The sequence below is a fragment of the Massilia genomosp. 1 genome (genome assembly GCF_011682185.1).
In the GTDB taxonomy this organism is placed as follows: Bacteria; Pseudomonadota; Gammaproteobacteria; order Burkholderiales; family Burkholderiaceae_D; genus Telluria_A; species Telluria_A rubra.
The window spans coordinates 14,778-41,090 of sequence record NZ_WHJF01000024.1 but is presented as its reverse complement, the minus strand read 5'-3'; the positions used below and the strand labels follow the sequence as shown (position 1 = coordinate 41,090).

25 protein-coding genes are annotated in these 26,313 nt (G+C 64.6%); 16 read left to right on the top strand and 9 right to left on the bottom strand.

Annotated features, from left to right (window positions below; translation table 11 throughout):
- The first annotated feature begins 156 nt into the window (after positions 1–156).
- The 7 genes from F1735_RS11545 to F1735_RS11515 all read left to right on the top strand — a co-directional run bounded on the left by F1735_RS11545 (position 157) and on the right by F1735_RS11515 (position 5,451).
- A complete protein-coding gene (locus F1735_RS11545) occupies positions 157–615 on the top strand; it encodes a CsgE family curli-type amyloid fiber assembly protein (RefSeq protein ID WP_167237059.1) in 459 nt (152 codons plus the stop codon).
- A gap of 40 nt (positions 616–655) precedes the next feature.
- On the top strand, positions 656–1,087 hold the full coding sequence (locus F1735_RS11540) for a curli assembly protein CsgF (RefSeq protein WP_167237058.1): 432 nt from the start codon (positions 656–658) through the stop codon (positions 1,085–1,087).
- Positions 1,084–1,968: a CsgG/HfaB family protein gene (locus F1735_RS11535; protein ID WP_167237057.1), complete on the top strand. Its 885-nt coding sequence runs from the start codon at positions 1,084–1,086 to the stop codon at positions 1,966–1,968. The genes F1735_RS11540 and F1735_RS11535 overlap by 4 nt, the downstream gene beginning before the upstream one ends.
- Positions 1,965–2,486 (top strand): curli fiber surface-exposed nucleator CsgB, encoded by a 522-nt coding sequence (locus tag F1735_RS11530; protein ID WP_167237056.1) that lies wholly within the window; start codon positions 1,965–1,967, stop codon positions 2,484–2,486. Before F1735_RS11535 ends, F1735_RS11530 begins: the two co-directional genes overlap by 4 nt.
- A 41-nt stretch (positions 2,487–2,527) precedes the next feature.
- Positions 2,528–3,292 (top strand): hypothetical protein, encoded by a 765-nt coding sequence (locus F1735_RS11525; RefSeq protein ID WP_167237055.1) that lies wholly within the window; start codon positions 2,528–2,530, stop codon positions 3,290–3,292.
- 78 nt (positions 3,293–3,370) lie between these two features.
- A complete protein-coding gene (locus tag F1735_RS11520) occupies positions 3,371–4,333 on the top strand; it encodes a hypothetical protein (RefSeq protein WP_167237054.1) in 963 nt (320 codons plus the stop codon).
- 77 nt (positions 4,334–4,410) lie between these two features.
- Positions 4,411–5,451: an RNA methyltransferase gene (locus F1735_RS11515; RefSeq protein WP_167237053.1), complete on the top strand. Its 1,041-nt coding sequence runs from the start codon at positions 4,411–4,413 to the stop codon at positions 5,449–5,451.
- 4 nt (positions 5,452–5,455) lie between these two features.
- Here F1735_RS11515 and F1735_RS11510 read toward each other — a convergent pair whose 3' ends face one another.
- The gene (locus F1735_RS11510) at positions 5,456–6,241 is read right to left on the bottom strand and encodes a substrate-binding periplasmic protein (RefSeq protein WP_167237052.1); all 786 of its coding nucleotides are present in this window, start codon (positions 6,239–6,241) and stop codon (positions 5,456–5,458) included.
- A 261-nt stretch (positions 6,242–6,502) separates the two neighbouring features.
- Here F1735_RS11510 and F1735_RS11505 point away from each other — a divergent pair, with 261 nt between their 5' ends.
- Together F1735_RS11505 and F1735_RS11500 are read left to right on the top strand one after the other, a co-directional pair.
- On the top strand, positions 6,503–7,126 hold the full coding sequence (locus F1735_RS11505; RefSeq protein WP_167237051.1) for an Rpn family recombination-promoting nuclease/putative transposase: 624 nt from the start codon (positions 6,503–6,505) through the stop codon (positions 7,124–7,126).
- Between the two features lie 92 nt (positions 7,127–7,218).
- Positions 7,219–7,509, top strand: coding sequence for a DUF4351 domain-containing protein (locus tag F1735_RS11500; protein ID WP_167237050.1), 291 nt, complete (start codon positions 7,219–7,221; stop codon positions 7,507–7,509).
- A 180-nt stretch (positions 7,510–7,689) separates the two neighbouring features.
- On the opposite strand, the gene F1735_RS11495 is transcribed toward F1735_RS11500, so the two are convergent.
- The 5 genes from F1735_RS11495 to F1735_RS11475 form a co-directional block, all read right to left on the bottom strand.
- A complete protein-coding gene (locus F1735_RS11495; protein WP_166898025.1) occupies positions 7,690–8,835 on the bottom strand; it encodes a glycosyltransferase family 4 protein in 1,146 nt (381 codons plus the stop codon).
- Between the two features lie 31 nt (positions 8,836–8,866).
- Positions 8,867–10,000, bottom strand: a complete 1,134-nt coding sequence (locus F1735_RS11490) for a glycosyltransferase family 4 protein (protein WP_373888505.1) — start codon at positions 9,998–10,000, stop codon at positions 8,867–8,869.
- Positions 9,997–10,932: a GDP-mannose 4,6-dehydratase gene (locus F1735_RS11485; RefSeq protein WP_373888503.1), complete on the bottom strand. Its 936-nt coding sequence runs from the start codon at positions 10,930–10,932 to the stop codon at positions 9,997–9,999. The genes F1735_RS11490 and F1735_RS11485 overlap by 4 nt, the downstream gene beginning before the upstream one ends.
- A 10-nt stretch (positions 10,933–10,942) precedes the next feature.
- Positions 10,943–11,989, bottom strand: a complete 1,047-nt coding sequence (gene gmd, locus F1735_RS11480; RefSeq protein WP_167237048.1) for a GDP-mannose 4,6-dehydratase — start codon at positions 11,987–11,989, stop codon at positions 10,943–10,945.
- A 328-nt stretch (positions 11,990–12,317) separates the two neighbouring features.
- Positions 12,318–14,630: an NADP-dependent malic enzyme gene (locus tag F1735_RS11475; RefSeq protein WP_167237047.1), complete on the bottom strand. Its 2,313-nt coding sequence runs from the start codon at positions 14,628–14,630 to the stop codon at positions 12,318–12,320.
- Between the two features lie 311 nt (positions 14,631–14,941).
- Here F1735_RS11475 and F1735_RS11470 point away from each other — a divergent pair, with 311 nt between their 5' ends.
- Together F1735_RS11470 and thiL are read left to right on the top strand one after the other, a co-directional pair.
- The gene (locus F1735_RS11470) at positions 14,942–16,147 is read left to right on the top strand and encodes a hypothetical protein (protein ID WP_167237046.1); all 1,206 of its coding nucleotides are present in this window, start codon (positions 14,942–14,944) and stop codon (positions 16,145–16,147) included.
- 307 nt (positions 16,148–16,454) lie between these two features.
- Positions 16,455–17,423 (top strand): thiamine-phosphate kinase, encoded by a 969-nt coding sequence (thiL, locus tag F1735_RS11465; protein ID WP_167237045.1) that lies wholly within the window; start codon positions 16,455–16,457, stop codon positions 17,421–17,423.
- A 6-nt stretch (positions 17,424–17,429) separates the two neighbouring features.
- Here thiL and F1735_RS11460 read toward each other — a convergent pair whose 3' ends face one another.
- Genes F1735_RS11460 through F1735_RS11450 form a run of 3 tightly spaced genes read right to left on the bottom strand, consistent with a single transcriptional unit; the run spans position 17,430 to position 22,617 of the window.
- Complete coding sequence (locus F1735_RS11460) at positions 17,430–20,015, bottom strand: EAL domain-containing protein (RefSeq protein WP_167237044.1); 2,586 nt, start codon at positions 20,013–20,015, stop codon at positions 17,430–17,432.
- Entirely contained in the window at positions 20,012–22,039 is a 2,028-nt protein-coding gene (locus F1735_RS11455; protein WP_167237043.1) for a hybrid sensor histidine kinase/response regulator, read from the bottom strand. Before F1735_RS11455 ends, F1735_RS11460 begins: the two co-directional genes overlap by 4 nt.
- On the bottom strand, positions 22,036–22,617 hold the full coding sequence (locus F1735_RS11450) for a YfiR family protein (RefSeq protein ID WP_167237042.1): 582 nt from the start codon (positions 22,615–22,617) through the stop codon (positions 22,036–22,038). Before F1735_RS11450 ends, F1735_RS11455 begins: the two co-directional genes overlap by 4 nt.
- 315 nt (positions 22,618–22,932) lie before the next feature.
- Between F1735_RS11450 and F1735_RS11445 the strand changes: the two genes are divergently transcribed.
- From F1735_RS11445 to F1735_RS11425, 5 genes are all read left to right on the top strand, one after another.
- A complete protein-coding gene (locus F1735_RS11445) occupies positions 22,933–23,415 on the top strand; it encodes a CinA family protein (RefSeq protein ID WP_445081574.1) in 483 nt (160 codons plus the stop codon).
- Positions 23,416–23,551: 136 nt separating this feature from the next.
- Positions 23,552–24,283, top strand: coding sequence for a hypothetical protein (locus F1735_RS11440; RefSeq protein ID WP_167230067.1), 732 nt, complete (start codon positions 23,552–23,554; stop codon positions 24,281–24,283).
- Between the two features lie 6 nt (positions 24,284–24,289).
- Positions 24,290–24,805, top strand: coding sequence for a hypothetical protein (locus F1735_RS11435; RefSeq protein WP_167237040.1), 516 nt, complete (start codon positions 24,290–24,292; stop codon positions 24,803–24,805).
- 68 nt (positions 24,806–24,873) lie between these two features.
- A complete protein-coding gene (locus F1735_RS11430; RefSeq protein WP_166898040.1) occupies positions 24,874–25,191 on the top strand; it encodes an ArsR/SmtB family transcription factor in 318 nt (105 codons plus the stop codon).
- Positions 25,188–26,213: a cation diffusion facilitator family transporter gene (locus F1735_RS11425; protein WP_167237039.1), complete on the top strand. Its 1,026-nt coding sequence runs from the start codon at positions 25,188–25,190 to the stop codon at positions 26,211–26,213. Before F1735_RS11430 ends, F1735_RS11425 begins: the two co-directional genes overlap by 4 nt.
- Positions 26,214–26,313 lie beyond the last annotated feature (100 nt).

Sequence of the window (26,313 nt, the reverse complement as noted above, 5' to 3'; positions counted from 1 at the left end):
TGATTTTTAGCCAGCCGAAGCGCTTGACATCCCGGCCTTGAATTTTTGACAGCCATCAAAGCCAGCGGGGTCTCGCTCGATAAACTCGACTCTCATCAGCACCGCCGTGGCCGATTTTTCTGGCGACAACACAAGAACAACAAACCGCGAGGTCGTATGCCCGAGACCACCAAGCTACTTGCCCTGTGCGCGCTGTCGCTCGGCTGCATGCTCGGCGCGACAGCCGGGCAAGCTGCGCCGCAAGACGCAAGGGACACGCTGGACCAGGGCCGGCCCGCCCTCGCCTCCGACACCGACAGCGGCGTTGTCACCAGCCAGTCGATCACCGTCGGCGGCCATGATTTCTGCCAGTATTTCATGGCCGCGTGGCGCGAAAAAGAAGGCAGTGAACGCTTCACCCTCGCCATCGTCGAACGCCCGTCGGCACGGCGCGGCAGCGAAGTGCGCATCGACTTCGCCCAGCGGCGCGTGTTCGAAACGCGCCTGCCGGCCGCCCGCGCGGCCATCAAATCGCTCAGCGAAGAGGCCGCCGAACGAACCTGGCAAGCGGTGCTGGAAGCCGACGCCGAGCGCAAGAGCACCCACGACGCCGACCTGGCGCCCGACGAATTCTGACGCTGTCTCCACCGACTCAATCTATGTAAGGAAATCAACCATGCCATGCCCTTCCATTTTTCGCGCAGCCACGCTGTGCCTCGCCGTACTGGCGGGCAGTGCCAGCGCGACCGAACTCGTGTACCAAGCAGTGAACCCCTCGTTTGGCGGCTACCCCGCCAACGGCGCCAACCTGCTGGCCGCCGCAACCGCAACGAGCAAGCACAAGGAAAGCTCGGGCCTGGGCGGTTCTTCTATCTTCGACCAGTCGCCGCTCGCACAGTTCAATCAAACGCTCGAACGCACTGTGCTGAGTCAACTCGCCTCCGCGGCCACCTCCAAATTGCTGGGGCAGGATGGCAAGCTGGTGCCGGGAACTTTTTCCACCGCCAACTTCACCATCACCGTCATCGACCTCGGCGGTGGCATGTTGCGCATCACCACGACCGACAGGTCCACGGGCGCCACCACCACCTTCGAGGTGGCGCAATGAACCCCCGGCGCTGGGCGATCGCCGTCGCGGCCGGAGCGAGCCTGCTGGCCGGTTGCACATTCCGCCATCCGCCATCAGCCGTGACGGCCGGGGCGCAACTGGCGCCCGCCACGCCGGTCACGCGCGACCTGCTGAACCTGCCCGCCCCGAAAGGCAAGGTCGCCGTCGCCGTGTATGGCATCCGCGACCAGACCGGACAGTACAAGCCGTCCCCGGACAGCTCGTTCTCCACCGCCGTGACGCAGGGCGCGTCGTCGATGCTGGTCAAGGCGCTCAAGGAATCGGGCTGGTTCATTCCGGTCGAGCGCGAGAACCTGCAAAACCTGCTTACCGAACGCAAGATCGTGCGCGCGCTGGAAATGCCGCAACCGGCCGACGCGGCGCCGGTGCAGATTGCGCCGCTGCTGGCCGCGTCGCTGCTGATCGAAGGCGGCATTGTTGCCTACGAAAGCAATGTACGCACCGGCGGCGCGGGCGCACGTTTCCTGGGCATTGGCATGAGCACGCAATACCGGGTCGACCAGGTCACGGTGAACCTGCGCAGCATCGATATTCGCGGTGGGCAAGTCTTGCAGAGCGTGTCGACCACAAAAACCATCTACTCCTATGAGATCCATCCGAGCGTCTTCAAGTTCGTGAATGTGAAAAATTTACTGGAGCTGGAAGGCGGGATGACGCGCAACGAGCCGACCCAGCTGTGCGTCAGCGAAGCGCTCGAAGCCGGCGTCGCCCACCTGATCGTCGAGGGCCTGCGCGAAGGCAGCTGGGCGCTGCAGGACGAGTCGCAGTGGAGCAATCCGGTGCTGCAACGTTACCTCGCCGAACGCGCGCCTTTTGCGCCGGCGACCCAGGCCGCCAGCGGCGCGGGAGCGCAGCCATGACAGCGCGGATGACAAGGCGGCTGCGCGCCGCCCTGGCCCTGGCCAGCCTGTGCGCGGCCGGCCTGGCGCGCGCGGGCGACCTGGCGCCGTCCGAACTGGCCGGCGCGGCGCCGCCAGCGCATGCCCTGGCGCTGCGCCAGCAAGGCACCGGCAATAGCGCCACCATCGAGCAGGCCGGGCGGCAGCACGTTTTCGAGGGGGTCCAGGCCGGGGCCGCCCAGCGGATCACGCTGGCGCAGCGCGGCGCGTTGCAGCGCGCCACCCTGCGCCAGGAAGGCAGCGCCAACACCCTGGACTTGCTGCAAAGCGGAGAGGGCAACCACGCCAGCGTCGGCCAGGCGGGGCAGGACAACCAGGCCAGCATCGTGCAGGAGGGCGTCGGCCACCGCGCCGATGTCGACCAGCTCGGCAGCCTGAACACGGCGCGCATCGCGCAATACGGGCGCGAAGGCAACGCGCGGATAAGCCAATCGGGCAGCGGAAAAACTGCCACGCTGATTCAGCACCAGGGGCGCTGAACGCCTCTTGCACCGCCCCTTTCCTCTCCGGGAGCATCTCCATGAAAACCTTTTTCGCGGCGCTCGCCGCCAGCACCAGCCTGTTTTTTCCGGCCCATCCGGCCCATGCCGAGCGCAGCGCCGTCGCCACCCAGAGCGGCAACGCCAATTCCAGCCTGATCCGGCAGGATGCGGAAACGTTCACCAACGCCGGCGTACACCAGCGCGGCAGTGCGAACAGCGGCGCGCTGATGCAGGATGTGGTGTATTACAGCGTGGCGCGGCTCGAGCAGGACGGCATCGCAAACAGCGCGCGGCTCGCGCAAAGCCATACCGGCCATATCCATGTGAGCGCCCTGCAAAGCGGCAGCGCCAACCAGGCCGACATAACTCAGCGGGAAGGTTGCCATTACTCCAGCGCACGCCTGACGCAAATCGGCACGTTCCATACGGCGTCGGTGCAGCAGCACCATTACCTCGCATTGACCCAGGTCCGCATCGCGCAGTCCGGCCACGCCAATCGCGCAACGGCAAGCCAGTTCGACAGCGAGCGAACCGACCTGGCAGTGTCGCAAAGCGGCGCCGGCAACAGCGCCAGCAGCGAGCAGGGAGGCGTCCAGAACAACAGCACGGTTGTCCAGAACGGCACCAATAATGTCGCCGTGCAGAGCCAAGGCGTGGGCGGGAACGAGCTTGACATCCGGCAGGCAGGCAGCAACAACAAGGCAGGTGCGCGCCAGGTCGGCCAAGCCCCCTACGGCGACAGATTCATGGCGGCGCTGGCGCAGACCGGTGTCGCCAACAGCGCCGGCGTGCATCAGTACTGATGAAGCATCGACAGCATTCAGCTACCGGGGTCGCTGAATTGAATCCATCCTGACCTCGTCCATTCACGGAGGAATTTCATGAAACTGCATTTATCCGCCCTGGCAAGCGCACTGACGCTGGCATTTGCCGCCACCTCGGCTCAGGCTGAACTCAATGCCATCACCGCGCAAAACGGCACCGGCAACAACGCTTATACGGTGCAGCAAAATTCGACTGGCCTGATCAAGGCCACGATGACGCAAACGGGCGACAACAACAAGGCGGGCGACTCCGTTGCCAAGACCGGCGGCATTGTCCAGATCGGGGTCAACAAGGATATCAGCGCCGCGATCACCCAGCAGGGCAACCAGAACAATGCCGGCATCCGCCAGGAAAAAGCCCTGCGCACGACGGCAACCCTGCTGCAAACAGGCAATCAAAACAGTGCCACGGTACGCCAGGACAGCGCCACGCAAGCGAACGCCACCTTGTCGCAGAACGGCCAGAAAAACAGCGCCACCCTCGACCAGCAAGGCGTGATCGACTTCGAGATCATTGCCAAGCAGACCGGCAGCGACAACAAGCTGGCGGTCAAGCAGCTCAATTCCGGCCACCAGGGCGCGTTTGTCACCCAGAACGGCGTGGCTAACGGGGTGACGGTGGCGCAGACGCAGACCGACTACGCCACCGTGACGGTCAACCAGGCCGGCACCGGCAACAACGTCAAGGCGATCCAAAAGAGCGCCAACAACGTCAATTCGACCATTGCCCAGGACGGCACGGGAAACAATGCCCTGACCGAACAAGCCGGCAGCAAGAACCTCAGCACCATCAATCAGAAAGGCAGCAACAACCTCACCACCCTGACCCAGAACGCCAATGCCAGCCAGTCGCTGGTGACGCAGAACGGCATCGCCAACAAGGCAACGGTCAGCCAGACCGGCACCAACGCCAATAATTCCCTGGCCAACGTGTCGTTTATCACGCAAACCGGGAATGGCTATACCGCCAGCCTGACCCAGAACGGCAGCAACAACCATTCCGGCATCGTCCAGTACTAAGGGCGCACGACGGCGCTGAGCGCGCCGTTTTCATCGCATCCTGCCGTCCGCATCGCGTTATGCAATAAAATAGCGCGATGCAACTTACAACGATCCGCCAGCGCCTGCGCGCCCTGGGCGCCCTGCCCTTGCACGAACAGCGCGTGCTGCGCGACTGGGTCCAGGGCCGCCCCTACGACCAGGGACGGCGCCGCCCCAACGACTTCCTGCCTCTTGGCGTACGTACTGCCCTGCCCGCGCTCGACGCCGAGCTGCAAGGCATGGCGCGCCTGATTTCCTCGCATCCCGGCCAAGATGGCTCGGCCCGCCTGCTGGTCGGACTGGCCGACGGCCAGGCGGTCGAAAGCGTGCTGCTGCCGCGCGACGGACTGTGCGTGTCGAGCCAGGTCGGCTGCGCGGTCGGCTGCCAGTTCTGCATGACCGGACGCGAAGGACTGATCCGCCAGGTCAGCAGCGGCGAAATCATCGCCCAGGTGGTGCTGGCGCGCACCCAGCGCGTGGTGAAGAAAGTGGTGTTCATGGGCATGGGCGAGCCCGCCCACAATCTCGACAATGTGCTTGAGGCCATCGATCTGCTGGGCACGGAAGGCAATATCGGCCACAAGAACCTGGTGTTTTCGACGGTCGGCGATGCGCGCGTGTTTGAACGTTTGGCGCAGGGCGTGGTCAAACCTGCACTGGCCTTGTCGCTGCACACCACCAAGCCCGCCTTGCGCGAGCAGTTGCTGCCGCGCGCGCCGCGCATCACGCCCGAACAACTGGTCGAGGCGGGGGAAACATATGCGCGCCTGACCGGTTATCCGGTGCAGTATCAGTGGACCTTGCTTGAAGGCGTCAATGATGGGGACGACGAGATCGACGGCATCGTACGCCTGTTAAAAGGCAAGTACGCGGTGCTGAACATGATCCCGTACAACACCATCCCGGACCTGGCGTTCAAGCGGCCCAGTTGGGAGAGCGCGCGCGCGATTGCGGCCAGCTTGCATCGGCGCGGGGTGCTGACCAAGCTGCGCGATTCGGCCGGGCAAGATGTCGATGGCGGTTGCGGGCAACTGCGCGCCCGCGCCGCGGCGCCGGCGCACAGGACGATTGCGCTCAAGCGCGCAGGTCCGGCCTGACAGTTCAGCGCGCCGGCCCGGCTGGTCCGGCGTCAGCCTCGCCAGCCTTGCGCGGCGCCCAGTTGTCGTACTTGCGCTCGATCCGGCGCGAGGTACCGTCGCGGTTCATGGCGTCGAGCGCGGCGTTCATCTTGTCGATGATGGCGTCCGGCACAGCGCGGTTGCAGGCAAGATAAGCCTTGACCTGGTTAAACACCAGCACAGGAACGATCTTCCCGGCGAAGCCATCTCGTTCGAGCACGCCGCCGCCGGGACGCAAGCCGGTCGCCCACAGGTCGATCCGGTTCATCAACAGTTTTTGCGGGTTGAGCATGTCGTTCGGGGCCGGATCGACCTTGAAACCGCGCGAGCGCAGATAGTCGTCGCGCACGTCGCCATTGTAGGTACCGATGCGCAGCCCGCGCGCATCGTCCAGGGTGCTCAGCTGATAGTTGCGGTCGGCCCGCCCCAGCAGTACCCAAGCGCCCTCGTCGGTCGGTCCCACCCATTTGAACAATGGCTCACGCTCGGGCGTGCGCGTGGTGGCGTAGACGCAGCCGTTGGGACGCTGCACGGCCGAGGTAAGCGCGCGTTTCCAGGGCAACACGTCAATCGAATAGCTCAGTCCGGTACGCGCCATGATCTCGTGGATCTTGTCGGATGAGTAGCCCGCCACGCGCTCGCCCTCCACCATGATGGCCGGCGGTGCATATTCGGTCGTGATGAAGAGCTGCGGCGGCACCTCCGGCAAGCCCGCATGGCCAGGCGAGCCGGCCAGCAATCCCGCAACAAGTAATAACTGCTTTACCATGGCTGGCCTTTGCGATTCCCTCGACCAAGCATACCAGTTCCCGGCTTTTGGCGGCAATCGTGCTGCTGAGCACGAATTGATGCCATTTTGATGGCAGAGCAATGTTGCGGCACAAATAGGGCAGCGCGCCTGGGACAGGCAAGCGCCGCTGCCGGCCGCGCCGGCCGTCGTCCGCGTGAATGACAATTTCCGCGCGCGGTTCGCCGCGCGCACCAATGATGCAGCACAAAGCTTAAGCGGGTTCGCTGGCTGGAATGCCTCATGTCCGCTCATCATGACCTTGGCTACCGTTCGCTGTTCGCCCATCCGGGACTGGTGCGCGAGCTGGTTACGGACTTCACGCCGTTCAAGCTGTTTGACGATGTCGCGCTGTCCTCCTTCGAAGCGGTCGATCCGGTGTATGTGAGCGAGCGCCTGGCGGGGCGCCCGAACGATATCGTCTGGCGCGTGCGGATCGGCGAGCAATTCCTGTACGTGGTCATCCTGCTCGAATTCCAGTCCGGCGTGGACCGCTGGATGGCCTTGCGCATGCAGAATTATGTGGGTTTGCTGTGCCAGAACCTGGTCAAGCAGCATCAATTGCCGCCGTCTTTGCAGTTGCCGCCGGTGCTGCCGCTGGTGTTCTACAACGGCGTGCCGCATTCGAGCGCCCGCACCGACCTGGCTACCCTGTTCATGGAAGCGCCGGCCGAACTGGCGCCGTTCCAGCCATCCCAGCGTTACGTGCTGATCGACCAGCAGCGCCTGGACACGGCGGCGCTGGAAGCGAATGCCACCCTGCTGGCGCTGCTGTTTCGGATGGAACTTTCGAGCGCTTCCGAGGTCAGAAACACTATCTTGCCGGCGTTGGCAACCTGGTTCCAGGACGCGCCCAGGCCAGCCTGATGCGCTCGGTCGGAGCGTGGATCGAGAGCCTGGCGAGCTGGCGCGGCGAACCAGCATCGTTCACATTTGACAGTACGGAGGAGATAGCCGACATGGGACGCAAATTTGCAAGCTGGGCCGAGGAGTTCGAAGACATCGGTTTTCAGAAGGGAACCGAAAAAGGGCAGGCTGAAGGCTGGGCCAAGGGCAGGACAGAAGGACACCTCAGCGCCCTGCGTGGCGTGCTGACGCAGCTGTTGCGCAAGCGCTTCGGCAACTTGCCGGAACCGGTGGAACAGCGCATCGGCCAGGCCAGCCTGGCGCAACTCGAACAATGGTTCGCGCGCAGCCTCGACGCTCCTGGCCTGGAGGCGGTATTCGGCAACGGTGCGGCATCAAGCTAGCTGCGCACCTGGCCGGCCCCTGGCAGCCTGTCGGACTTGGGGAGTCGACGCGAAAAAATAGCTGGGCGAGGCCGGATTTTGACGATGTCGCAGTGCCAATAGCGAGCTATTGGCCGAGAAAGCGGCGAAATATGGACCGTCCCAGGTATTTTTGCAGCCGACGATCCCAAGTCCGACAGGCTAGGCCTGCACCTGGGCCAGCGCCACCGTGGCATGGCGCGCCACCAGTTCGTGATACAGCGCGGTATAACTCTTGGCCATCTGCTCGGCGGTAAACAACTCCCAGTAGCGCGCTTCGGCGCGCTTGCCCATCGCTTGCGCCAGTTCCGGGTTGTCCCACAGCTTGCGCATGGCCTCGCCAAAGGCTTGCGGATCGCTCGGCGGCACCACCAGGCCCGTTTCGGCATCGATATTGATATACGTCGTGCCCGTGCCGATCTCGCTCGAAATCATGGGCTTACCGTACATCGCCCCTTCCAGCAGCGAAATGCCAAACGCTTCCGAGCGCAAATGCGACGGGAACACCAGCGCGTAGCACAAGGTCAGCAGCGCCACTTTGTCGGCCTCGTCGAGCGCGCCGACGAACAGCACATGCGTCAAGCCGAGCCGTTCGGCGTGCGCCTTGAGCTCGTTCTCGATCGGACCGGCGCCAACGATCACCACCGGATAATCGGTATTGGCAACCGCATCGAGCAAAATATGCAGGCCCTTGTAATAGCGCAGCACGCCGACGAACAAGAAGAAACGTTCGCCGATCCGGGTGCGCCATTTGTCCATGCGGGCCTGGTCCGGCTCCGGATAAATAGTCTTGTCGAGCCCGTAAGTGATCACGCGTGTCTTGTCGCGATAACGGTCCAGCACGGCGGACGAGGCCATGTAGTTCGGCGAGGTGGCGACAATGGTGTCCACACTTTGCAAAAAGCGGTGCTTGAGCGGCTGGTACAGGCGCAGCAATTGTTTCTGGCGCACGATGTCGGAGTGGTAGGTCACCAGGCTCGGCTTCTTGATGCGCGAAATAAAGTGCGCCAGGTCCATGAACGGCCACGGAAAGTGATAATGCACCACGTCCGCATCTTCCGCCATGCGCGCCAGCTCGCGGAAAGCGGCCACCGAAAACCCGGTCGATGAAATTTCGAAGTCGAGCGGCAGCAGGCGCACCTTGTGACCTTCGAACTCGACGTCGCGCTTTTCTTTCTGGCGCGTCAGGGTCAGCACTTCATTGCGCACGCCCAGGCGCCCGGTGCCGACGCACATTTGCCGGATGACCTGCTCGACGCCGCCCACCGATTCCGGGAAATAGGTTTTATAGAAATGTAGGACACGCATAGTTTCGCAAATGCCAAAGGTCGACGTCAGATTATTGGGAAAGGACGGCACGATACACGGCGGCGGTCTGCAGCGCGGTGTCGTGCCAGGTCAACTGGGCTGCGCGAGCGCGGCCCGCCGCAATGCATTGCTGCCGCAGCGCGTCGTCGCGCGCCAGCGCCTGCATCGCCGCAGCGATCTCGCCAGTGTTGCCCGGATCGACGTCAAGCGCCGCGCCCCGGGTTACTTCCGGCAAGGAACTGCTATTCGAGGCCACCACCGGCACCCCCGACGCAAACGCCTCGAGCACGGGGATACCGAAACCTTCGTACAAGGATGGAAACACAAACACCCCCGCGCCCGCATACACATGGCGCAAGCCCTCGGCGCCGGTCAGCTGGTTCAGCCACACCACCTGCTCGCCATCCTGCTGCGCCGCGGCGATGCGCGCGATCAGTTCTTCGCAGCGCCAGCCGGCGCCGCCCACAATGACCAGCTGGCGTTCGGCGCGCAGCGCATCCGGCAAACTCAAGTACGCACTGAGCAAGCGCTCGACGTTCTTGCGCGGCTGCAAAGTACCGACAAACAAAAAATAGCCCGCACGCAGGCCGTTCCGCTGCAGGGTCTGCGCCACGGCGGCCGCGTCGGGCGCTTGCAGCCATGCCGCGTCGACACCGTTGAGTACCACGCTGATGCGCTTTTCATCGACCCCGAAGCATTCGACCAGTTCACCGATCGCAAAGTTCGACACCGCGATCACATGTTGTGCCTTGCGCGCCGCTTTTTGCTGCATCCAGTTCTTGGCGCGCCGCATGCCGGGGCTGCACCAGTGCGGATACTTGATCGGCAGCGCATCGTGCAGGGTCGCCACCACCGGGCAATCCATGCGCACGATACGGTAATCGGTCGCGTGAAACAGATCGGCCGGCATGTGCATGCGGTGCGCCGCCGGCGTGAGCAGGTCGGTCAGGCTGGCCGCTTCGAACGATTGCGGCAGGGGCCGGCCCACCTTGACGTCCGTGGCGTCGCCGCGCGCACGCGGATACGAGTAAGCGGCCACATCGCAGCCGGCGCCCGGCAAGTGCTGCAGCAGCGCCTGGGTGTACACGCCGATCCCGTCCAGCCGTCCGCCGGTCAGGCCCGGTTCGATCATGGTCGTTCCCAGGCCGACGCGCAGGCGGCTCACGCCTGGTACATCCAGCGCAGCGTATCGGCCAGCGGAATCGGGGACAGGCCGCCGATCGCGCCGCGCAGTTTTTCATTGTTGCCCATCAGGACCAGCACATCCTTGGCGCGCACGAAGGCCGGATTGACCTTGACCTCGATCCGGTAGCCGGCGATCGACGCCATCAGCGCGATGACCTCGCCCAGCGAATGCGCCTGGCCCGAGCAGATATTGAAGGCCTGGCCGGCCACGTCGGCCACCAGCAGGCGGCGGTAACTGTCGGCCACCATGCGCACATCGGAAAAATCGCGCGCGATGGCCTGGTTGCCCAGTTCGATGACGGGTGCGGCCTTGCGGAAATGCGAGACGATCTTGGGCAGCAGGAAGTTCTCGTCCTGGCCGACACCGGTATAGTTGAAGGGCCGCGCGATGATGATCGGCAGCTTGTCGCTCCACAACTGCGCCATGTGTTCCATGGCCAGCTTGCTGACGGCGTAATCGTTGGCCGGCGCGGGCGCGAGCGACTCGTCGATCTGGCCGGCGCTGGCGTTGCCGTAGACATTGGCCGACGAGGCCAGCAGCACCGCCGATGGCTGGTGGCGCTGGGCGGCCAGCGCTTCAAGCAGGTTGCGGGTGCCGACGATGTTGACGCGGTAAATCAGTTCGGCGTTGGCATGCGCGACGAAGGCGATGCCGGCCAGGTGTACCACGACATCGGGCTGCACCTGTTCGACCATGGCGGCCACGCCGGCGCGGTCGAGCAGGTCGACCGCGAACACATCGGTGTTAGGGAGGCTCTCGCCGTGGCCGGGCACCACGGTGCCGAACACGCGGTAGCCGGCGGCGGCCAGTTCGCGCGCCACGTAGCGTCCCGTGAAGCCGTGCAGGCCGGTGATCAGGGCACGCTTGCCCTGCCCTTCGGCGCCGGGCGCGGGAGACGTTTCCGTGACCATGGCCGTCATATCAGAACGAAAAACCCTGTTCGTTGCGGCGCATGTCGGCCTCGACCATCATCTGGCACAACTGCTCCAGGGTGGTTGTCGGCGCCCAGCCGAGCTCGCGCAAGGCCTTGCCCGGATCGCCGATCAGCAATTCCACTTCGGCCGGACGATAGAACTTGGGGCTGATGCGCACCAGCAGCTTGCCGGTGCGGGCGCAATGGCCGGTCTCGGCTTCGCCCTTGCCCGTGTACTCGACATCGATGCCGGCGCCCTTGAACGCCATGGTGACGAAGTCGCGCACGGTTTCGGTACGGTTGGTGGCCAGGATGAAGGTGTCAGGCTGTTCGGCCTGCAGGATGCGCCACATGCCTTCCACGTATTCCTTGGCATAACCCCAGTCGCGCTTGGCGTCGAGGTTGCCCAGTTCCAGCACGTCGAGCTTGTTGAGGACGATCTTGGCGACCGAATCGGTAATCTTGCGGGTAACGAATTCACGGCCGCGCAGTGGCGATTCGTGATTGAACAGGATCCCGCTGGAACCGAAAATGCCATACGACTCGCGGTAATTGACCGTCATCCAGTGGGCGTACAGCTTGGCCACACCGTACGGGCTGCGCGGGTAAAACGGGGTATCTTCGACTTGCGGGATGGCCTGGACCTTGCCGAACATTTCGGAGGTCGATGCCTGGTAGAAGCGCGCTTTCGGGTTGACGATGCGGATCGCTTCGAGCAGGTTAACTGCGCCCAGGGCGGTAATGGTTGCGGTAGCGACTGGCTGTTCGAACGACACACCGACGAAACTCTGGGCCGCGAGGTTGTACACCTCGTCCGGCTCGGCGGTCTGCATCAGGCGAATACTGGAGGACAAGTCGGTCAGGTCATATTCGACCAGGCGCAGCTGCGGATGCGCCTGGATGCCGAGCTCTTCGATACGCCAGAAGTTCACCGAACTCGTGCGACGATAGGTCCCGGTGACCTGGTAGCCCTTTTCTAGCAACAACTGCGCAAGGTAGGCGCCGTCTTGCCCGGTGATTCCGGTAATCAGGGCTTTTTTTGTTGTTTTTTGCATATTCGTGATATTCGTGTGTAGTTCGATAGCGGTAATCTGCACGTCCAACTCGCAGTTAACAACGCAGCATTGTAACAGAACCGCCCTGACTATTCTTTACGCAAGAGAAAGTCGTGCAATATAAACAAGAACTTGCGTGGATATTATGCCTGTTTTCTACGCACAAGGGCAGCACCTTACGGATTGTTACGCCTGTCTTGAACTGTCATGAAATGTAGTAATACACCGCACTCCACGCCATGCTTACTACAAAAAAACGGCCGCGATCAGCAATGATGGCGGCCGTTCCGGTGCAACAAGGCGCTCTGTCGCGCTCTTTACAGGGCGATCAGCGCTCCGACACCGCATCGACCACGCACAGCGCGGTCATGTTGACGATGCGGCGCACGGTGGCCGAGGGGGTCAGGATATGCACCGGCTTGGCGCAGCCGAGCAGCACCGGGCCGATCGCGATGCCGCTGCCGGCCGCCGTCTTGAGCAGGTTGTAGGCGATGTTGGCGCTGTCGATATTGGGCATTACCAACAGGTTCGCTTCGCCCTGCAAGGTCGAGTGCGGCATCATCTGCTTGCGCAGCTTGGCGTCGAGCGCGACGTCGCCGTGCATCTCGCCATCGACTTCCAGCTGCGGCGCCTTTTGCTGCACCAGCGCCAGCGCCGCGCGCATCTTTTGCGCCGAGGCGCTGTTGGCCGAACCGAAGTTCGAGTGCGACAACAAGGCCGCGCGCGGAATCAGGCCGAAGCGGCTCATCTCGTCGGCCGCCATGATGGTGATCTCGGCCAGTTGCTCGGCGCTCGGATTCTCGTTGACGTGGGTGTCGACGATGGCCATCTGGCGTTCCGGCAGGATCAGGAAGTTCATCGCCGCATACACATTGGCGCCGTCGCGCTTGCCCAATACCTGGTCGATATAGTGCAGGTGCAAATTGGTGGTGCCGAAGGTGCCGCAGATCATGCCGTCGGCGTCGCCCTTGTGGATCATCATCGCGCCGATCAGGCTGTGGCGGCGGCGCATTTCCAGCTTGGCGTATTCCTGGGTCACGCCTTTCCGCATGGTCATCGCGTAATACGTCTGCCAGTAATCGCGGTAGCGGTCTTCGTGGTCCGGGTTGATCACGTCGAAATGCTCGCCCTGCTTCAAGCGCAGGCCGAACTTGACGATACGTTGCTCCAGCACGCTCGGACGGCCGACCAGGATCGGACGCGCCAGTTTCTCGTCGACCACCACTTGCACCGCGCGCAGCACGCGTTCTTCTTCGCCCTCGGCGTAGACGATGCGCTTGAGTTCCGGCGGGGCCGCCTTGGCCACCGCGAACAGCGGCTTCATGAACGTGCCGCTGCGGTACACGAACTGCTGCAGGCTGTCGGCGTAGGCTTCCAGGTTGGCGATCGGGCGCGTCGCCACGCCCGACTCGAACGCGGCCTTGGCCACGGCCGGGGCGATGTGGATCAACAGGCGCGGATCGAAGGGCATCGGGATCAGGTATTCCGGGCCGAACGACAGGTTGCTGATGCCGTAGGTGGTGGCCACCACGTCCGACTGCTCGGCGTGGGCCAGGTCGGCAATCGCATGCACGACCGCAATTTCCATCTCGCGCGTGATGGTGGTGGCGCCGCAATCGAGGGCGCCGCGGAAAATGTACGGGAAGCACAGCACATTGTTCACCTGGTTCGGATAGTCCGAACGCCCGGTGGCGATGATGGCGTCGCCGCGCACGGCCTTCACGTCTTCCGGCAGGATTTCCGGGCTCGGGTTGGCCAGCGCCAGGATCAGCGGATTGGCCGCCATGGCCTTGACCATGTCTTGCTTGAGCACGCCGCCGGCGGACAGGCCCAGGAAAATATCGGCGCCCGGCATGACGTCGGCCAGGGTGCGCAAGGGGGTCTCTTGGGCGAAACGCTCCTTGTCCGGGTCCATCAGTTCGACGCGGCCCTTGTAGACCACGCCGGCCAGGTCGGTCACATAGATGTTCTCGATCGGGAAACCGAGGTCGACGATCAGTTCCAGGCAGGCCAGCGCCGCCGCGCCCGCGCCCGACACCACCAGCTTGCACTCGCGGATATCCTTGCCGACGACCTTGATGCCGTTCAGGATGGCGGCGCCGACGATGATCGCGGTACCGTGCTGGTCATCGTGGAAGACGGGAATCTTCATGCGGCTGCGCAACTGGCGTTCGATATAGAAGCACTCGGGCGCCTTGATATCTTCCAGGTTGATGCCGCCGAACGTCGGCTCGAGCGAGGCGATGATGTCGACCAGCTTGTCCGGGTCTTGCTCGTTGATCTCGATATCGAAGACATCGATGCCGGCGAACTTCTTGAACAGCACGCCCTTGCCTTCCATCACCGGTTTGGATGCCAGCGGACCGATATTGCCCAAGCCCAGCACGGCGGTGCCGTTGGTGATGACCGCCACCAGATTGCCGCGCGCCGTGTATTTATAGGCGTTGCCCGGATCCTTGACGATCTCTTCGCACGGCGCGGCCACGCCCGGCGAATACGCCAGGGCCAGGTCGCGCTGGTTGAGTAACTGCTTGGTGGGGGTGACGCTGATCTTGCCGGGGCGGGGGCACTCGTGATACTCGAGCGCGGCGAGGCGCAATTGCTGGCGCAGTTCTTCCTTCTTCTCTGGTGACGAATCCATGCTGGTACGGCCTTCCTGTGTACTGTCGGGGACTGACGATTTTATCAGACGTGATCTTTCAACAAGGTACGTATTTTCACCAAGCTCGGGTCAATTGCCGTAAAACATGCCTTTTTTGCGGCAAGAAAAACAAAGCGAACGTTCGCTCGGCGTCACAAGGCGGTACAGATTGCCGACAGTTGATACAAATCCTAGACATAAACGCAATAGACCCCGGCACGCTCGCGGACCGAGAATGCCACATCGCGGCACTGCCGGCCGGAACCTCCGTCCGCGCGCGGCGCGCCCCAACCTGTCCGGAGACCAAGCCCATGAACGACTTCCAGAAATGCCTTCCCGCCGGCCTGATCGCCGCCACCCTGCTTACCGCCTGCGGCGGCGGCGGTGGCGACGCCGGCAAGCCGGCTCCGCTGCCGACGCCCGACCCGGTGGCCCGGGTCGACATCCTGATGAGTAACGAGCGCGGCATGAAGGCCGTCACCATCGACGACAAGAACGCCTATGTCGCGCTGACCAATACCGAAGCCGAGGGCACCGCGGTGATCGCCACCGCGCGCGGCGTGAGCGCCAAGTCGGCCTGGCAAAACGTGGCCCTGGGCGAATGCAAGCTGCCGGCCAGCGCGCAGGTCGCAGTGCGGCGCGCGGCCGACCTGAAGCAGGTGGACGGCAAGACCGTGCTGGTGCAGCCCGCCTGGGGCAGCGCCGACGAACACACTTTATGCGAGCTCGACCAGGCCAAGATGACCTTCGTTCCCAAGGACAAGGACTTCCGCATCTGCTACGCGAGCTATTGCGAACGCATGGAGGTCAATGACGTCAAGGCAGTCGGCAAGCGCTGGTTCGCCAACGGCGGCGCCGGCCAGAACGTGCAGGTCTCGAACGACCAGGGCCTGAGCTGGAAGCCCATCATGGGCAGCATGGACAGCATGAGCTGCACCCACCAGGCCTTCGAGGTGGCCGGTGGACGCCTGCTGACCGGCGGCGAATGCCCGCTCGACATGGCCTACGTGCGCGCCTACAGCATGAACGCCGACCATTCCGCGCTGGCGTCCATGGTCCCGGTGCCGATCAGCGTGCCGGCGCTGGAAAACCGCAATGTGCATCTGATCACCAGCTTGGGCAAGAGCGAGCGCGTGTTCATCGGCGTCGAAGGCGGCCTGTTGCGCAGCGACGACAGCGGCAAGAGCTACAAGTTCGTGCTCAAGCAGCCCTTGTCGGGCGGGACCGGCTATCCCTACATCACCAAGCTGCTCTCGCCGGCGGGCAAGCCGAACGTGATCGTCGCCGCCGGTTTCGACAAGGCGCATGGCCTGCCCTACCTGGCGTGGTCGAACGACAACGGCGACAAATGGACCGACCTGTCGAGCCTGCTGCCGGGGTACAAGCGCACGGGGGCCGACGCCACCAGCGAAGTGAGCTCGATCGCCGAAGACGCCCAGGGACGCATCCTGGTCACGGTCAATGAAGAGTTCAAGAAAAAGGGGCGCCTGCTGGAAGTCACCCTGGGCAAGCTGTAAGCGCCACCCCGGCGCCACCCCCGGTGTCAGCGCCACCCCCGGTGTCAGGTCTGACAAACGGACACGAGCTGGACTTTACTACCCCCGGTGTCAGGTCTGACAAACGGACACGAGCTGGACTTTACTACCCCCGGTGTCAGGTCTGACAAACGGACACGAGCTGGACTTTACTGAAAACCAATGGCTGGGTTCGTGTCCGAATGTCAGACCTGACACCGGGGTAATGGCTGGGTTCGTGTCCGAATGTCAGACCTGACACCGGGGTGGGTGGACACCGGGGGCGGAGAATGCCGGAGTACAATTGCGCATGCTCTCAGAATTCGACCTTATCAAGCAATTCTTTCAACGTTCCCGGCCAGGGACGGCCGCGCTCGGCATCGGCGACGATTGCGCGCTGCTGGCGCCCGCCCCAGGCATGCAGATGGCCATTTCGTCCGACATGCTGGTCGAGAACCGCCATTTTTTCGCCGGCGCCGATGCGCGCATGCTGGGCCACAAATGCCTGGCCGTGAATCTGTCGGACCTGGCGGCAATGGGCGCGCGGCCGGTCGCCTTTACGCTGGCGCTGGCGCTGCCGGCGGCCGAACCGGCGTGGCTCGGCGAATTTGCCGCCGGCCTGTTTGCGCTGGCCGACCTGCATGACTGTGAACTGATCGGCGGCGACACCACCAAAGGCCCGCTCACGATCTGCATCACCATCTTCGGCGAACTGGCGCCCGGTCACGCCTTGCGGCGCGCCGCGGCCGTCGCCGGCGACGATCTCTGGATCTCGGGCACCCTGGGCGACGCCCGCCTGGCGCTGGCCGGGTACCGCAAGGAAGTGGCACTCGATGATGCCGCGCAGCTGCTGGCGGGCGCGCGCATGCATACGCCCTCGCCGCGCGTGGCGCTTGGCCTGGCCCTGGCCGGCGCGCGCCTGGCGCACGCGGCGATCGATATCTCCGATGGGCTGGTGGGCGATCTGGGACACATCCTGGCCGCTTCCAGGGTCGGCGCCACATTCGATGTGGATGCCCTGCCGGCCGGGCCGGCCCTGGCCGCGCAGCCGCAAGCGCTGCGGCGCCGCTTCTGCGCCGCCGGCGGTGACGATTACGAGTTGTGTTTTAGCGCCGCGCCGGCGCAGCGCGAGGCGATCCTGGCCGCCGGCCTCGCCAGCGGCGCCGCCGTCACGCGCGTGGGGACGATCGATGCGGCGCCGGGCCTGCGCCTGGTCGATGCGCGCGGCCAGGCGCTCGACTTGCCATTGGCCGGATTCGACCACTTCGCCAGCGCCTGAGCATCCCTACTGCGCCGCCACCTGCCCCACATCGGCAAAGTGCGCATTATGCGGATCGTCCTTCGGCCCGTTCATCAGCCAGTAATGATGAAACGCCAGCCGCACGTTGTCGCGCAACTGCGTCTCGTCCCACGGCTTGGTGTAGAAGCGGTAAATCGCCCCCCGGTTGATCGAGTCGAGCACCGCTTCGAGCCCGGTGTAGCCGGATAAGATAATCCGGATCGTGTCGGGATAGAGTTCCTTGACCTTGCTCAAGAACTCGGTCCCGCTCATCCCCGGCATGCGCTGGTCGCACACGATCACCTGCACCGTGTGCAGCGCCAATTGCTCGAATCCTTCGGCCGGCGACACCGCCGTCAAGATCCGGTAGTTATCGCGCTTGAACAAGCGGTGCAGCGCCGAGAGCACATTCACATCGTCATCGACGATCAACAAGGTCTGGCGGTGATTGTCGGGCGACTCCGGCTCCTGCGGCTGCGCCAGGTTGGCCAGCACCATGGCGCCGAACTCCTTGACCGGCAACGGGCGGCTGAAATGAAAGCCCTGCACTTCGTCGCAGCGATGGCGCCGCAGGTAAGCCATCTGCGCCGCCGTCTCCACCCCTTCGGCGATGACCTGCATGTGCAGCGAGTGCGCCATGCCGATGATGGCCAGCGCGATGGCCGCGTCGTCCGGGTTGACCGTCACCTCGCGCACAAAGGCGATGTCGATCTTGAGTTTGTCGATCGGGAAGCGCTTCAGGTACGCCAGGCTCGAATATCCGGTCCCGAAGTCGTCGATGGCAATCGTGATGCCCAGCTGCTTGAGGTTGCCCAGCACCTTGATCGTATGCTCGGCGTTGGACATCAGCGCGCTTTCGGTCAGCTCCAGTTCCAGCAGCGACGGGTCGATCCCGTGCTTGCCGACGGCGGCGCGGATGTCGCCTTCCAGGTCGCCCTCGACGAACTGGCGGCTCGACACATTGACCGCCACCCGCACCTCGCCGGTCTCGCCGGCCGACCACTGCGCGATCTGGCGGCAGGCTTCTTCGATCACCCATGCGCCGACGCGCACGATCAAGCCGGTTTCTTCCATCACCGGCACGAATTCGGCCGGGAACACCAGGCCGAAGCCGGGCCGGTTCCAGCGCAGCAGCGCTTCGGCGCCGGCGATGCGGCCGGTGCGCAAATTGACCTTGGGCTGGTAGTACAGCAGAAACTCGCCATGCTCGAGCGCGTGGCGCAGCGCCAGTTCGAGGTCGAGCCGGGCCAGCACCTGCACATTCATCCCGGCGGTGAAGAAGCGGTAGCCGTCGCGCCCCGCTTCCTTGGCGCGGCCCATGGCCGTGTCGGCATATTTGATCAGCGTTTCGGGATCGAGGGCGTCGTCCGGATATATGGCGATGCCGATGCTGGCCGTAAGACCCGCCTGGCGGCCGTGCAGGTCGAACGGCGCGCGCAGGGTGTCGCGCACTTCGTTGGCGACGTTGACGGCGTCCTGCTGGTTGCGCGTCATGGTGAGGATCAGCGCGAATTCGTCGCCGCCCAGGCGCCCGACCGTGTCGCGGATGCGCACGCACTGCACCAGGCGCGTGCTGAACTGGCGCAGCAATTCGTCGCCCAGGGCCGAGCCGAGCGAATCGTTGATGGTCTTGAAGCGGTCGAGCGCGATGAACAGCACCACGATGCGCCAGTGCTTGTCCTGCGCCAGCTCGATCGCTTCGCGCAAGGTCTGGTAGAACAGGGTGCGGTTGGGCAGGCCGGTCAGGCTGTCGTAGCTGGCCAGGTGCTTGAGGCGCTGGCGCGCGGCCAGCCGTTCGCTGATGTCGCGCGCGACCGCGATCAGCATGCGCGTGCCGCCCACGTTCTGGGTCTGCCAGTAGATTTCGACCGCTACTTCGCGCAGGTCGGCGCGCGTGAGCTGGTCTTCCACCAGGTCCGGGTAGCGCAGCGCGTCGCGCGCGGGGTCGGCCTGGCAGGCCAGCTGGCCGCGCGCGGCCAGGCCGTACGCGGTGGGGTCGAGCCGCAGCAGTTCGTCGCGCTGGTAGCCGAGCATGCGGCAGGCGCCGCCGTTGACATCGACCACTTTCATGGCGCCGATCTCGATCAGGAAGATGGCGTCGTCGGTGGCGTCCATGGCGCTGCGAAAGCGCTGCAGTTCGGCGGTGCGCTCGCGCACCGTTTGTTCCAGCACGGCGCCGTAGTTCTTCGATTCGCGGTGCAGCAGGCGCACCTCGAGCATGTTGCGGATGCGCGTGAGCACCTCGACCGGGTCGAACGGTTTACCGACAAAGTCGCGCGCGCCGGCGTCGAGCGCGGCCAGCTTCTTGTCCGGTTCGGCCGTCACCACCAGCACCGGCAGGTAAGCTTCGGTTTCCATGGGCGCCAGCGCCTCCATCACCTGGAAGCCGTTCATGCCCGGCATGTGCAGGTCGAGGATGATCAGGTCGTAGCGGTGCTTCATGTGCAGCGCCGCCACCTCGCGCGGGTCGGTGGTGCTGCTGACGTTGGTGTAGCCGGTGGTCGTGAGCAGGTACTCGAGCAGCTGGACGTTGACCATCTGGTCGTCGACGATCAGGATGGCGGCGTGGTGGATGTCTTCGAGGGCTGTCATGGATTTCGCGCTTTCTGCGCAAGCTGCCGCGTGTCGGCGAATGCGAGGGTGGTGTCGATCGCCTCGTTGAATTCGTCAATATTGATCGGTTTGGTGAGGTAACGCGCAAAGCCGCTGGCCAGCCCGCGCTCGACGTCGCGCGGCATGGCGCTGGCGGTCAGCGCGATGACCGGAATGTGGGCCGTGCGCGGGTCGCTGCGCAATTCCTTGAGGGCGTCGGCCCCGCTCACGCAGGGCAGGTTCAGGTCCATCAAGATCACGTCCGGCAGGTGCGCCTTGGCCATTTCGATGCCGAGGTGGCCATCCGGCGCGGTGAGCAGATGCAGGTCGGGCCGGTAGCGCACGATCTCCTGCACCAGCTTCAGGTTGGCCGGGTTGTCTTCGACGTACAGCAAGGTGTGGTCGGCGCGCGGCGCGCTCGCTGCCTTGGGTTCGAGCGCGATCACGGTCGCCTCGCCCACCACCGACGGCACCGGCTGGGTCAGTCCCAGTTCGATCCAGAACACGGTGCCCACGCCGACACTGCTCGAGACGCCGATTTCGCCGCCCATCAGTTCGACCAGGCGGCGCGTGACGACCAGGCCGATGCCGGTGCCTTCTTCGCTGCCGTTTTCCTGGCCCAGGCGGTTAAACGGCTGGAACAGCGAATCGATCTGCTCGGGGCGCAGGCCCATGCCGGTATCCTGCACCGACAGGCGCACCCGGTTGGCGGTGACGACGCTGCAGTCGCACACCACCGCGCCCATCTCGCGGTTGTACTTGATCGCGTTCGACAGCAAATTGAGCAGCACCTGCTTGAGGCGCGTGCGGTCGGCCTGCACCACGGCGAGCGGCGCGTCCGGGAACAGCATGCGGATCTTGCGCTGCTGCGCCAGCGGTTCGGTCATGTTGCGGCACTCGACCAGCATGTCGGCCAGCGCCACCGGTTCCATCGACAAGGTCACGGTGCCCGATTCGACCTTGGCCAGGTCGAGGATTTCGTTGATCAGGGTAAGCAGGTGGCGCCCCGACTTGAGAATGTGGCCGGCGAACTCCTTCTTTTGCGGCAGTGTGGACGGCAGCGATTCGGACGTGAGAATCTGGGCGAAGCCGAGAATGGCGTTGAGCGGCGTGCGCAGTTCGTGGCTCATCGACGACAGGAAGGCCGACTTGGCCTGGTTGGCGTTCTTGGCCGCGGACATGGCCACTTCCAGTTCGGCGTTGGTCAGTTCGAGCTGCATGGTGCGTTCATGCACCCGCACTTCCAGGCGCTCGTTGAGGTCCATGATTTCCTGCTGGGCGCGGGCGCGTTCCTCGGCTTCGCGCGCAATCGCGTGGTGCGACGTTTCGAGCGCGCCGGTGCGCTGTTCGATTTCGCCCAGCATGGCGTTGAAGGAGTCCACCAGTTCGCCCGCTTCGTCGTCGCTGATGCGCGGGGCGCGCCGCGAGTAGTCGCGCGTGCTGACCACTTCGCGCGCGGTTTCGGTGAGCGCCACGATCGGCGCGGTGACGATGCGCCCGAGCCGGCGCGTCATCAGCCAGGCGATCAGCATGGCCAGCGCGATCACGCCGGCGGCGATGCTCAGGTAGTCGACCGCGCGCGCGACCAGGGTATATTCGGCGCGCAGGTAGACGGTGCCGAGCAGTTCGCCGTTTTCGACCACGCGCCGGTACAGCAGCAGGTCGTCGCCGGAGACGCGCAGGTCGTCGGTCTGCGGGCTGACCGGGAAGGCCTGCTGTTCGCCCGGCGCGCGGTAGGAGGCGAACAGGGCGCCCTTGGCGTCGTAGATGGCGCCGGCCCGCACCGACGGGCGGATGCGCAGCAGCGCCAGGTTTTCGGTGGCCAGGCGGGCGTCATCAAAGGTCAGCGCGGCCGAGGTCATGTGGCCGAGCAGTTCGGCCTGGGTCGCCATGTCGCCCAGCAGGGCCTTGTGGTAGTTGCGCAGGTCGTAGGCGATCACGGTGCCGATCGACACCAGCAGCGCCGCCAGGGTGGTGAGCATGACCACCGTGACCAGTTTTTCGCGGATCGAGCGCACGATCATGAGACCCCCTGCACACGGTTGGCGGCGGCCAGCATGCGGGCGCTGATGCGCAGGCGGCTGGAGTTGACCTGGCCGAGGGCGACGTCGAAACGCAGCCGGTCCTGGGCCACGACGAAGGCGATCATGCAGCCGAGCGCGATGCCGTCCTCGGCGTCGGAGACGGTCAGCACCGACTGGCCGCGCGCGGCGGCCAGCATGTCGATCACGGCGGCGCGTTCGCCGGCGCCGATGAACAGGATGTGGATGCCGCCGACCAGGTCGCCGCGGCGCAGCCTGCGCACCAGCACGGCGTGCCCGGCGACGGTGCGCCCGGCCACCATTTGCTCGAGCTGGTCGGCCAGGCCGTCATTGCCGCAGACGCCGATCTGGAGCGGGCTGTCGGCGCGCGCGAAGCTGCCGTCGGGCCACTCGACAAAGCCGGCGAATTTGAACAGGTAGGCCGCCTTGACCTGGTTTTCGACGCTGGGCGGCGACTGGGCCGCGCCAGGGCCGCTCCAGGCCAACAGGGCCAGCACGATGGGCAGCGCCAGCGCCCGCCCCGCGCGCCGGCGCAATGCGAACCGGCTCAGGCCCGCCATGGCAGTTCGGCCAGCAAGAGAATCGGGGACATGGGACTCCAATCCGGATCAGACAAAAAGCAAACTCAGCGGTAACGGCCAGCATATCAGAGCAACAGGCCCGTGGCGCACGGCAGGACGATTTCCCCAGATCTACTCTACGCTTTTTTACCTCTCTTGGATATTCCTTGTGAAACATTGCAACAGGGTGGACGAACAGTGTTGCATACGGCATGGTAAAGTAGAATCGCAGGGCCGCGCCGTCGCGCTCCCTCCCCTGATCTGTATTTCGATCTGTAATCCGATCCCCCCATGACCGTCCAAAAGGAGCAACACGTGACGAACGACATTCTCGATCTTTCCGCCAAAGTCGGCCGCGCGCTGCAAGCGAAAGGTTTGCTGCTGGTAACCGCCGAATCATGCACCGGCGGCGGGGTGGCGCAAGCGGTCACCGAGGTGGCCGGCTCGACCGCCTGGTTCGATTGCGGCTTCGTGAGCTATTCGAACGCGTCCAAGACCGAGCTGCTCGATGTGTCGGCCGCGCTGATCGCGCAGCTGGGCACGGTCAGCGAGGAAGTGGCGTCCGCCATGGCCACAGGCGCGTTGGCGAACAGCAACGCGCATGTGGCGGTCTCGACCACCGGCATCGCCGGCCCGAGCGGCGCGGTGCCGGGTAAACCGGTCGGCACGGTCTGCTTCGGCTGGGCCAGGGGCGACACGGTCCAGACCGAACGCCTGGTGTTTGCCGGCGACCGCCAGGCGGTGCGCGAGCAGACCGTGCTGCATGCGCTGCAAGGCTTGCTGCGCATCATCGAATAGCGCGAACACGACGCCGATGGCGCCGCGCCGCCATCGCCATTTTCAACCCTTTGCCTGATGCAAACGCCGCTAACCTAAGCGTCGTCATTCCCGCGCAGGCGGGAATGACGGGTGAGTCATTTTCTGGAGCAATTCGATGCACAATACGGTTCATTTCATCTTGCAGGGCAAGGGCGGCATCGGCAAGACCCTGGTCTCGACCATCCTCGCGCAGTGGCTGGCGGGCAAGGACGAGGAGCGGCCCCTGCGCTGCTACGACACCGACCAGGAAAACGCCACCTTTTCGCGCTACAAGGCGATGGACGTGAAACACGTGCCGGTCATGACCGATGCGCGCAACATCGACCCCAAGCGCTTCGACGCGCTGATGATCGACCTGCTGGAAGAAGAAGGCAACTGCGTCATCGACAACGGCGCCAACACCTTTTCGCCGCTGATGGGCTACCTGCTGGAAAACGATTGCTTCGACCTGCTCAAGGAATCCGGGCGCAAGGTGTATATCCACACCATCGTCGGCGGCGGCGACACGCTGCACGATACGGCCATGGGTTTTGTCTCGACCGCCAAGTCGACCACGGTGCCGCTGGTGCTGTGGGAAAACGAGCACTTTGGCCCCTTGCAATCGGCCACCGGCAAGGTGTTTACCGAGTCCCAGACCTACGCCGACAACGCGGCGCGTGTGTGCGGGCGCGTGGTGCTGTCGCAACGCAACGCCGACACCTTCGGCGCCGATATCAAAAAGATGAATATCGCGCGCCTGACCGCCCAGGAAGTGCGCGAAAGCGACAAATTCAACGTGATGGAAAAGCAGCGCATCAAGGTGGTGTTCCGCGACCTGTTCGAACAACTCGACAAAGTGCAGTGGTAAGCCGGCATGGACCAGCAAAAACTGCGCACCCTCGTCTTTGAAAAGACCGGCGTGCGGATCGATATCGACGATCCGATTTTCGCGCTGGTGGCCTTGAACGAGGCGGTGCTGGCCGAAGCGGTCGAGCGCCACGTGGCATTGCTCGACGACGCGAGCGCCGACCTGGCCGACCAGGTGCGGGCGCTGCAGGACGCCGGCTACCTGGGCAACGGCGGCACGCCCGCCGCGCGTCCGGCGGCGCTGGCGACGGCGGCGCCAGGCCCCGTCCAGGCTGCTGCGGCGCAGGAAAAACGCCTCATCGCCATCGCCGGGGGCGCCGCGCTGCTGTGCGCGTTCGTGGTGCTGGCCGGCCAGGCGCTGCTGTTGCGGCCGGCCCCCGCCCAGGCCCCGGTGATGGTGGCCAAGGAACTCACGCCCGCGCAAAGCGCCGCCCTGCGCGATGGCGAAAAACTGGCCAGGGTCGTCTCGACACTCGATCCCAAAACCCGCGCCGCCATCGCCGCCGGGATGCAAAAGCCGTAATTTCCGGCAAGCGCAGCCAGGTGTTCCAGATATGCGCTATCATATCTACATATCTTCACATGTTGACTATGAAACCTTCTCCCGATAACGACGCCTCGATCGCCCAACTGGCCGACCTGTTCCATCTGCTGGGCGACCCGACCCGGCTGCGCATCGTATTGTCGTGCTTGCCAGGGCCGATTGCGGTGGGCGACATCGCCGCCGGCCTGCAATTGAGCAGCTCCCTGGTCAGCCACCACCTGCGCCTGCTGCGCGCCGCGCGCATCGTCAAGGCCGAGCGCCAGGGCAAGCAGGTGTTTTATTCGACGGCGGACGCCCACATCAGCGGCGTGCTGACCGACATGCTCGAACACATCGCCGAACCCACCAATGGAATCGACCCATGACCAGCGCCCACGACCACGACCATGACCACGCCGGACACGGCCACGCGCACGCGCCGGCCAAGGCGGCGGACAAGCACGACCACAAACACGACCACGGACACGACCATGGGCACGGCCACCATCATCACCAGCTCGATCCGAACGGCAACGGGCGCGCCTTTGCGCTGGCGATCGGCCTGAACACGGTATTTGTCGGCATCGAATTCTTTTATGGATTCCTGGCCAATTCGACCGCGCTGATGGCCGACGCCGGCCACAACCTGTCGGATGTGCTGGGCCTGATGCTGGCCTGGGGCGCGGCCATGCTCACCCGGCGCGCGCCGAACGGGCGCTACACCTACGGCCTGCGCAGTTCCTCGATCCTGGCGGCGCTGCTCAACGCCCTGCTGCTGATGCTCGCCTGCGGCGCGATCGGCTGGGAAGCCGTGCACCGCTTCGCCAATCCGGCCCCGGTGCAGGGCATGACGATGTCGGTGGTGGCCGGTATCGGGGTGCTGGTCAACGGCTTGTCGGCCTGGCTGTTCATGGCCGGCAGCAAGGACGACCTGAACATCCGCGGCGCCTACCAGCACATGGCGGCCGACGCCGCCATTTCGCTGGGCGTGGTGGTGTCGGGCGTGGCGATCATCTTCACCGGCTGGACCTGGCTCGACCCGGCGGTCAGCATCGTGATCGTGCTGCTGATCCTGGTCACCACCTGGGGCTTGCTGCGCGAATCGCTCGACCTGGTGCTGGCGGCGGTGCCGGCCAATGTCGATGCCGGCGCGGTGGGCGACTATCTGCTGGCGCAGCCGGGCGTGGCCGGCATGCACGACCTGCATATCTGGGCCATGAGCACGACCGAAACGGCCCTGACCGCGCATCTGGTCATGCCCGCCGGCTACCCGGGCGACGCCGCGCTGGACGCCATCGTGGCAGCGCTCAAGGCCGATTATGCGATTGCCCACTGCACCTTGCAGGTGGAACTGGGGACGAGCGAGCACAGCTGCGTTCTGCATGGGGAAGCGGCCAGGCCAGTCTAGCGTCGACGCCAGCCGGAGGCGACGTGGTTTTTTTGCCGAACCCGTCCGAATCGGGTCGAAAGCCGGCAGCGATCTTGTATAGTCGGCTAACAATTTCGTG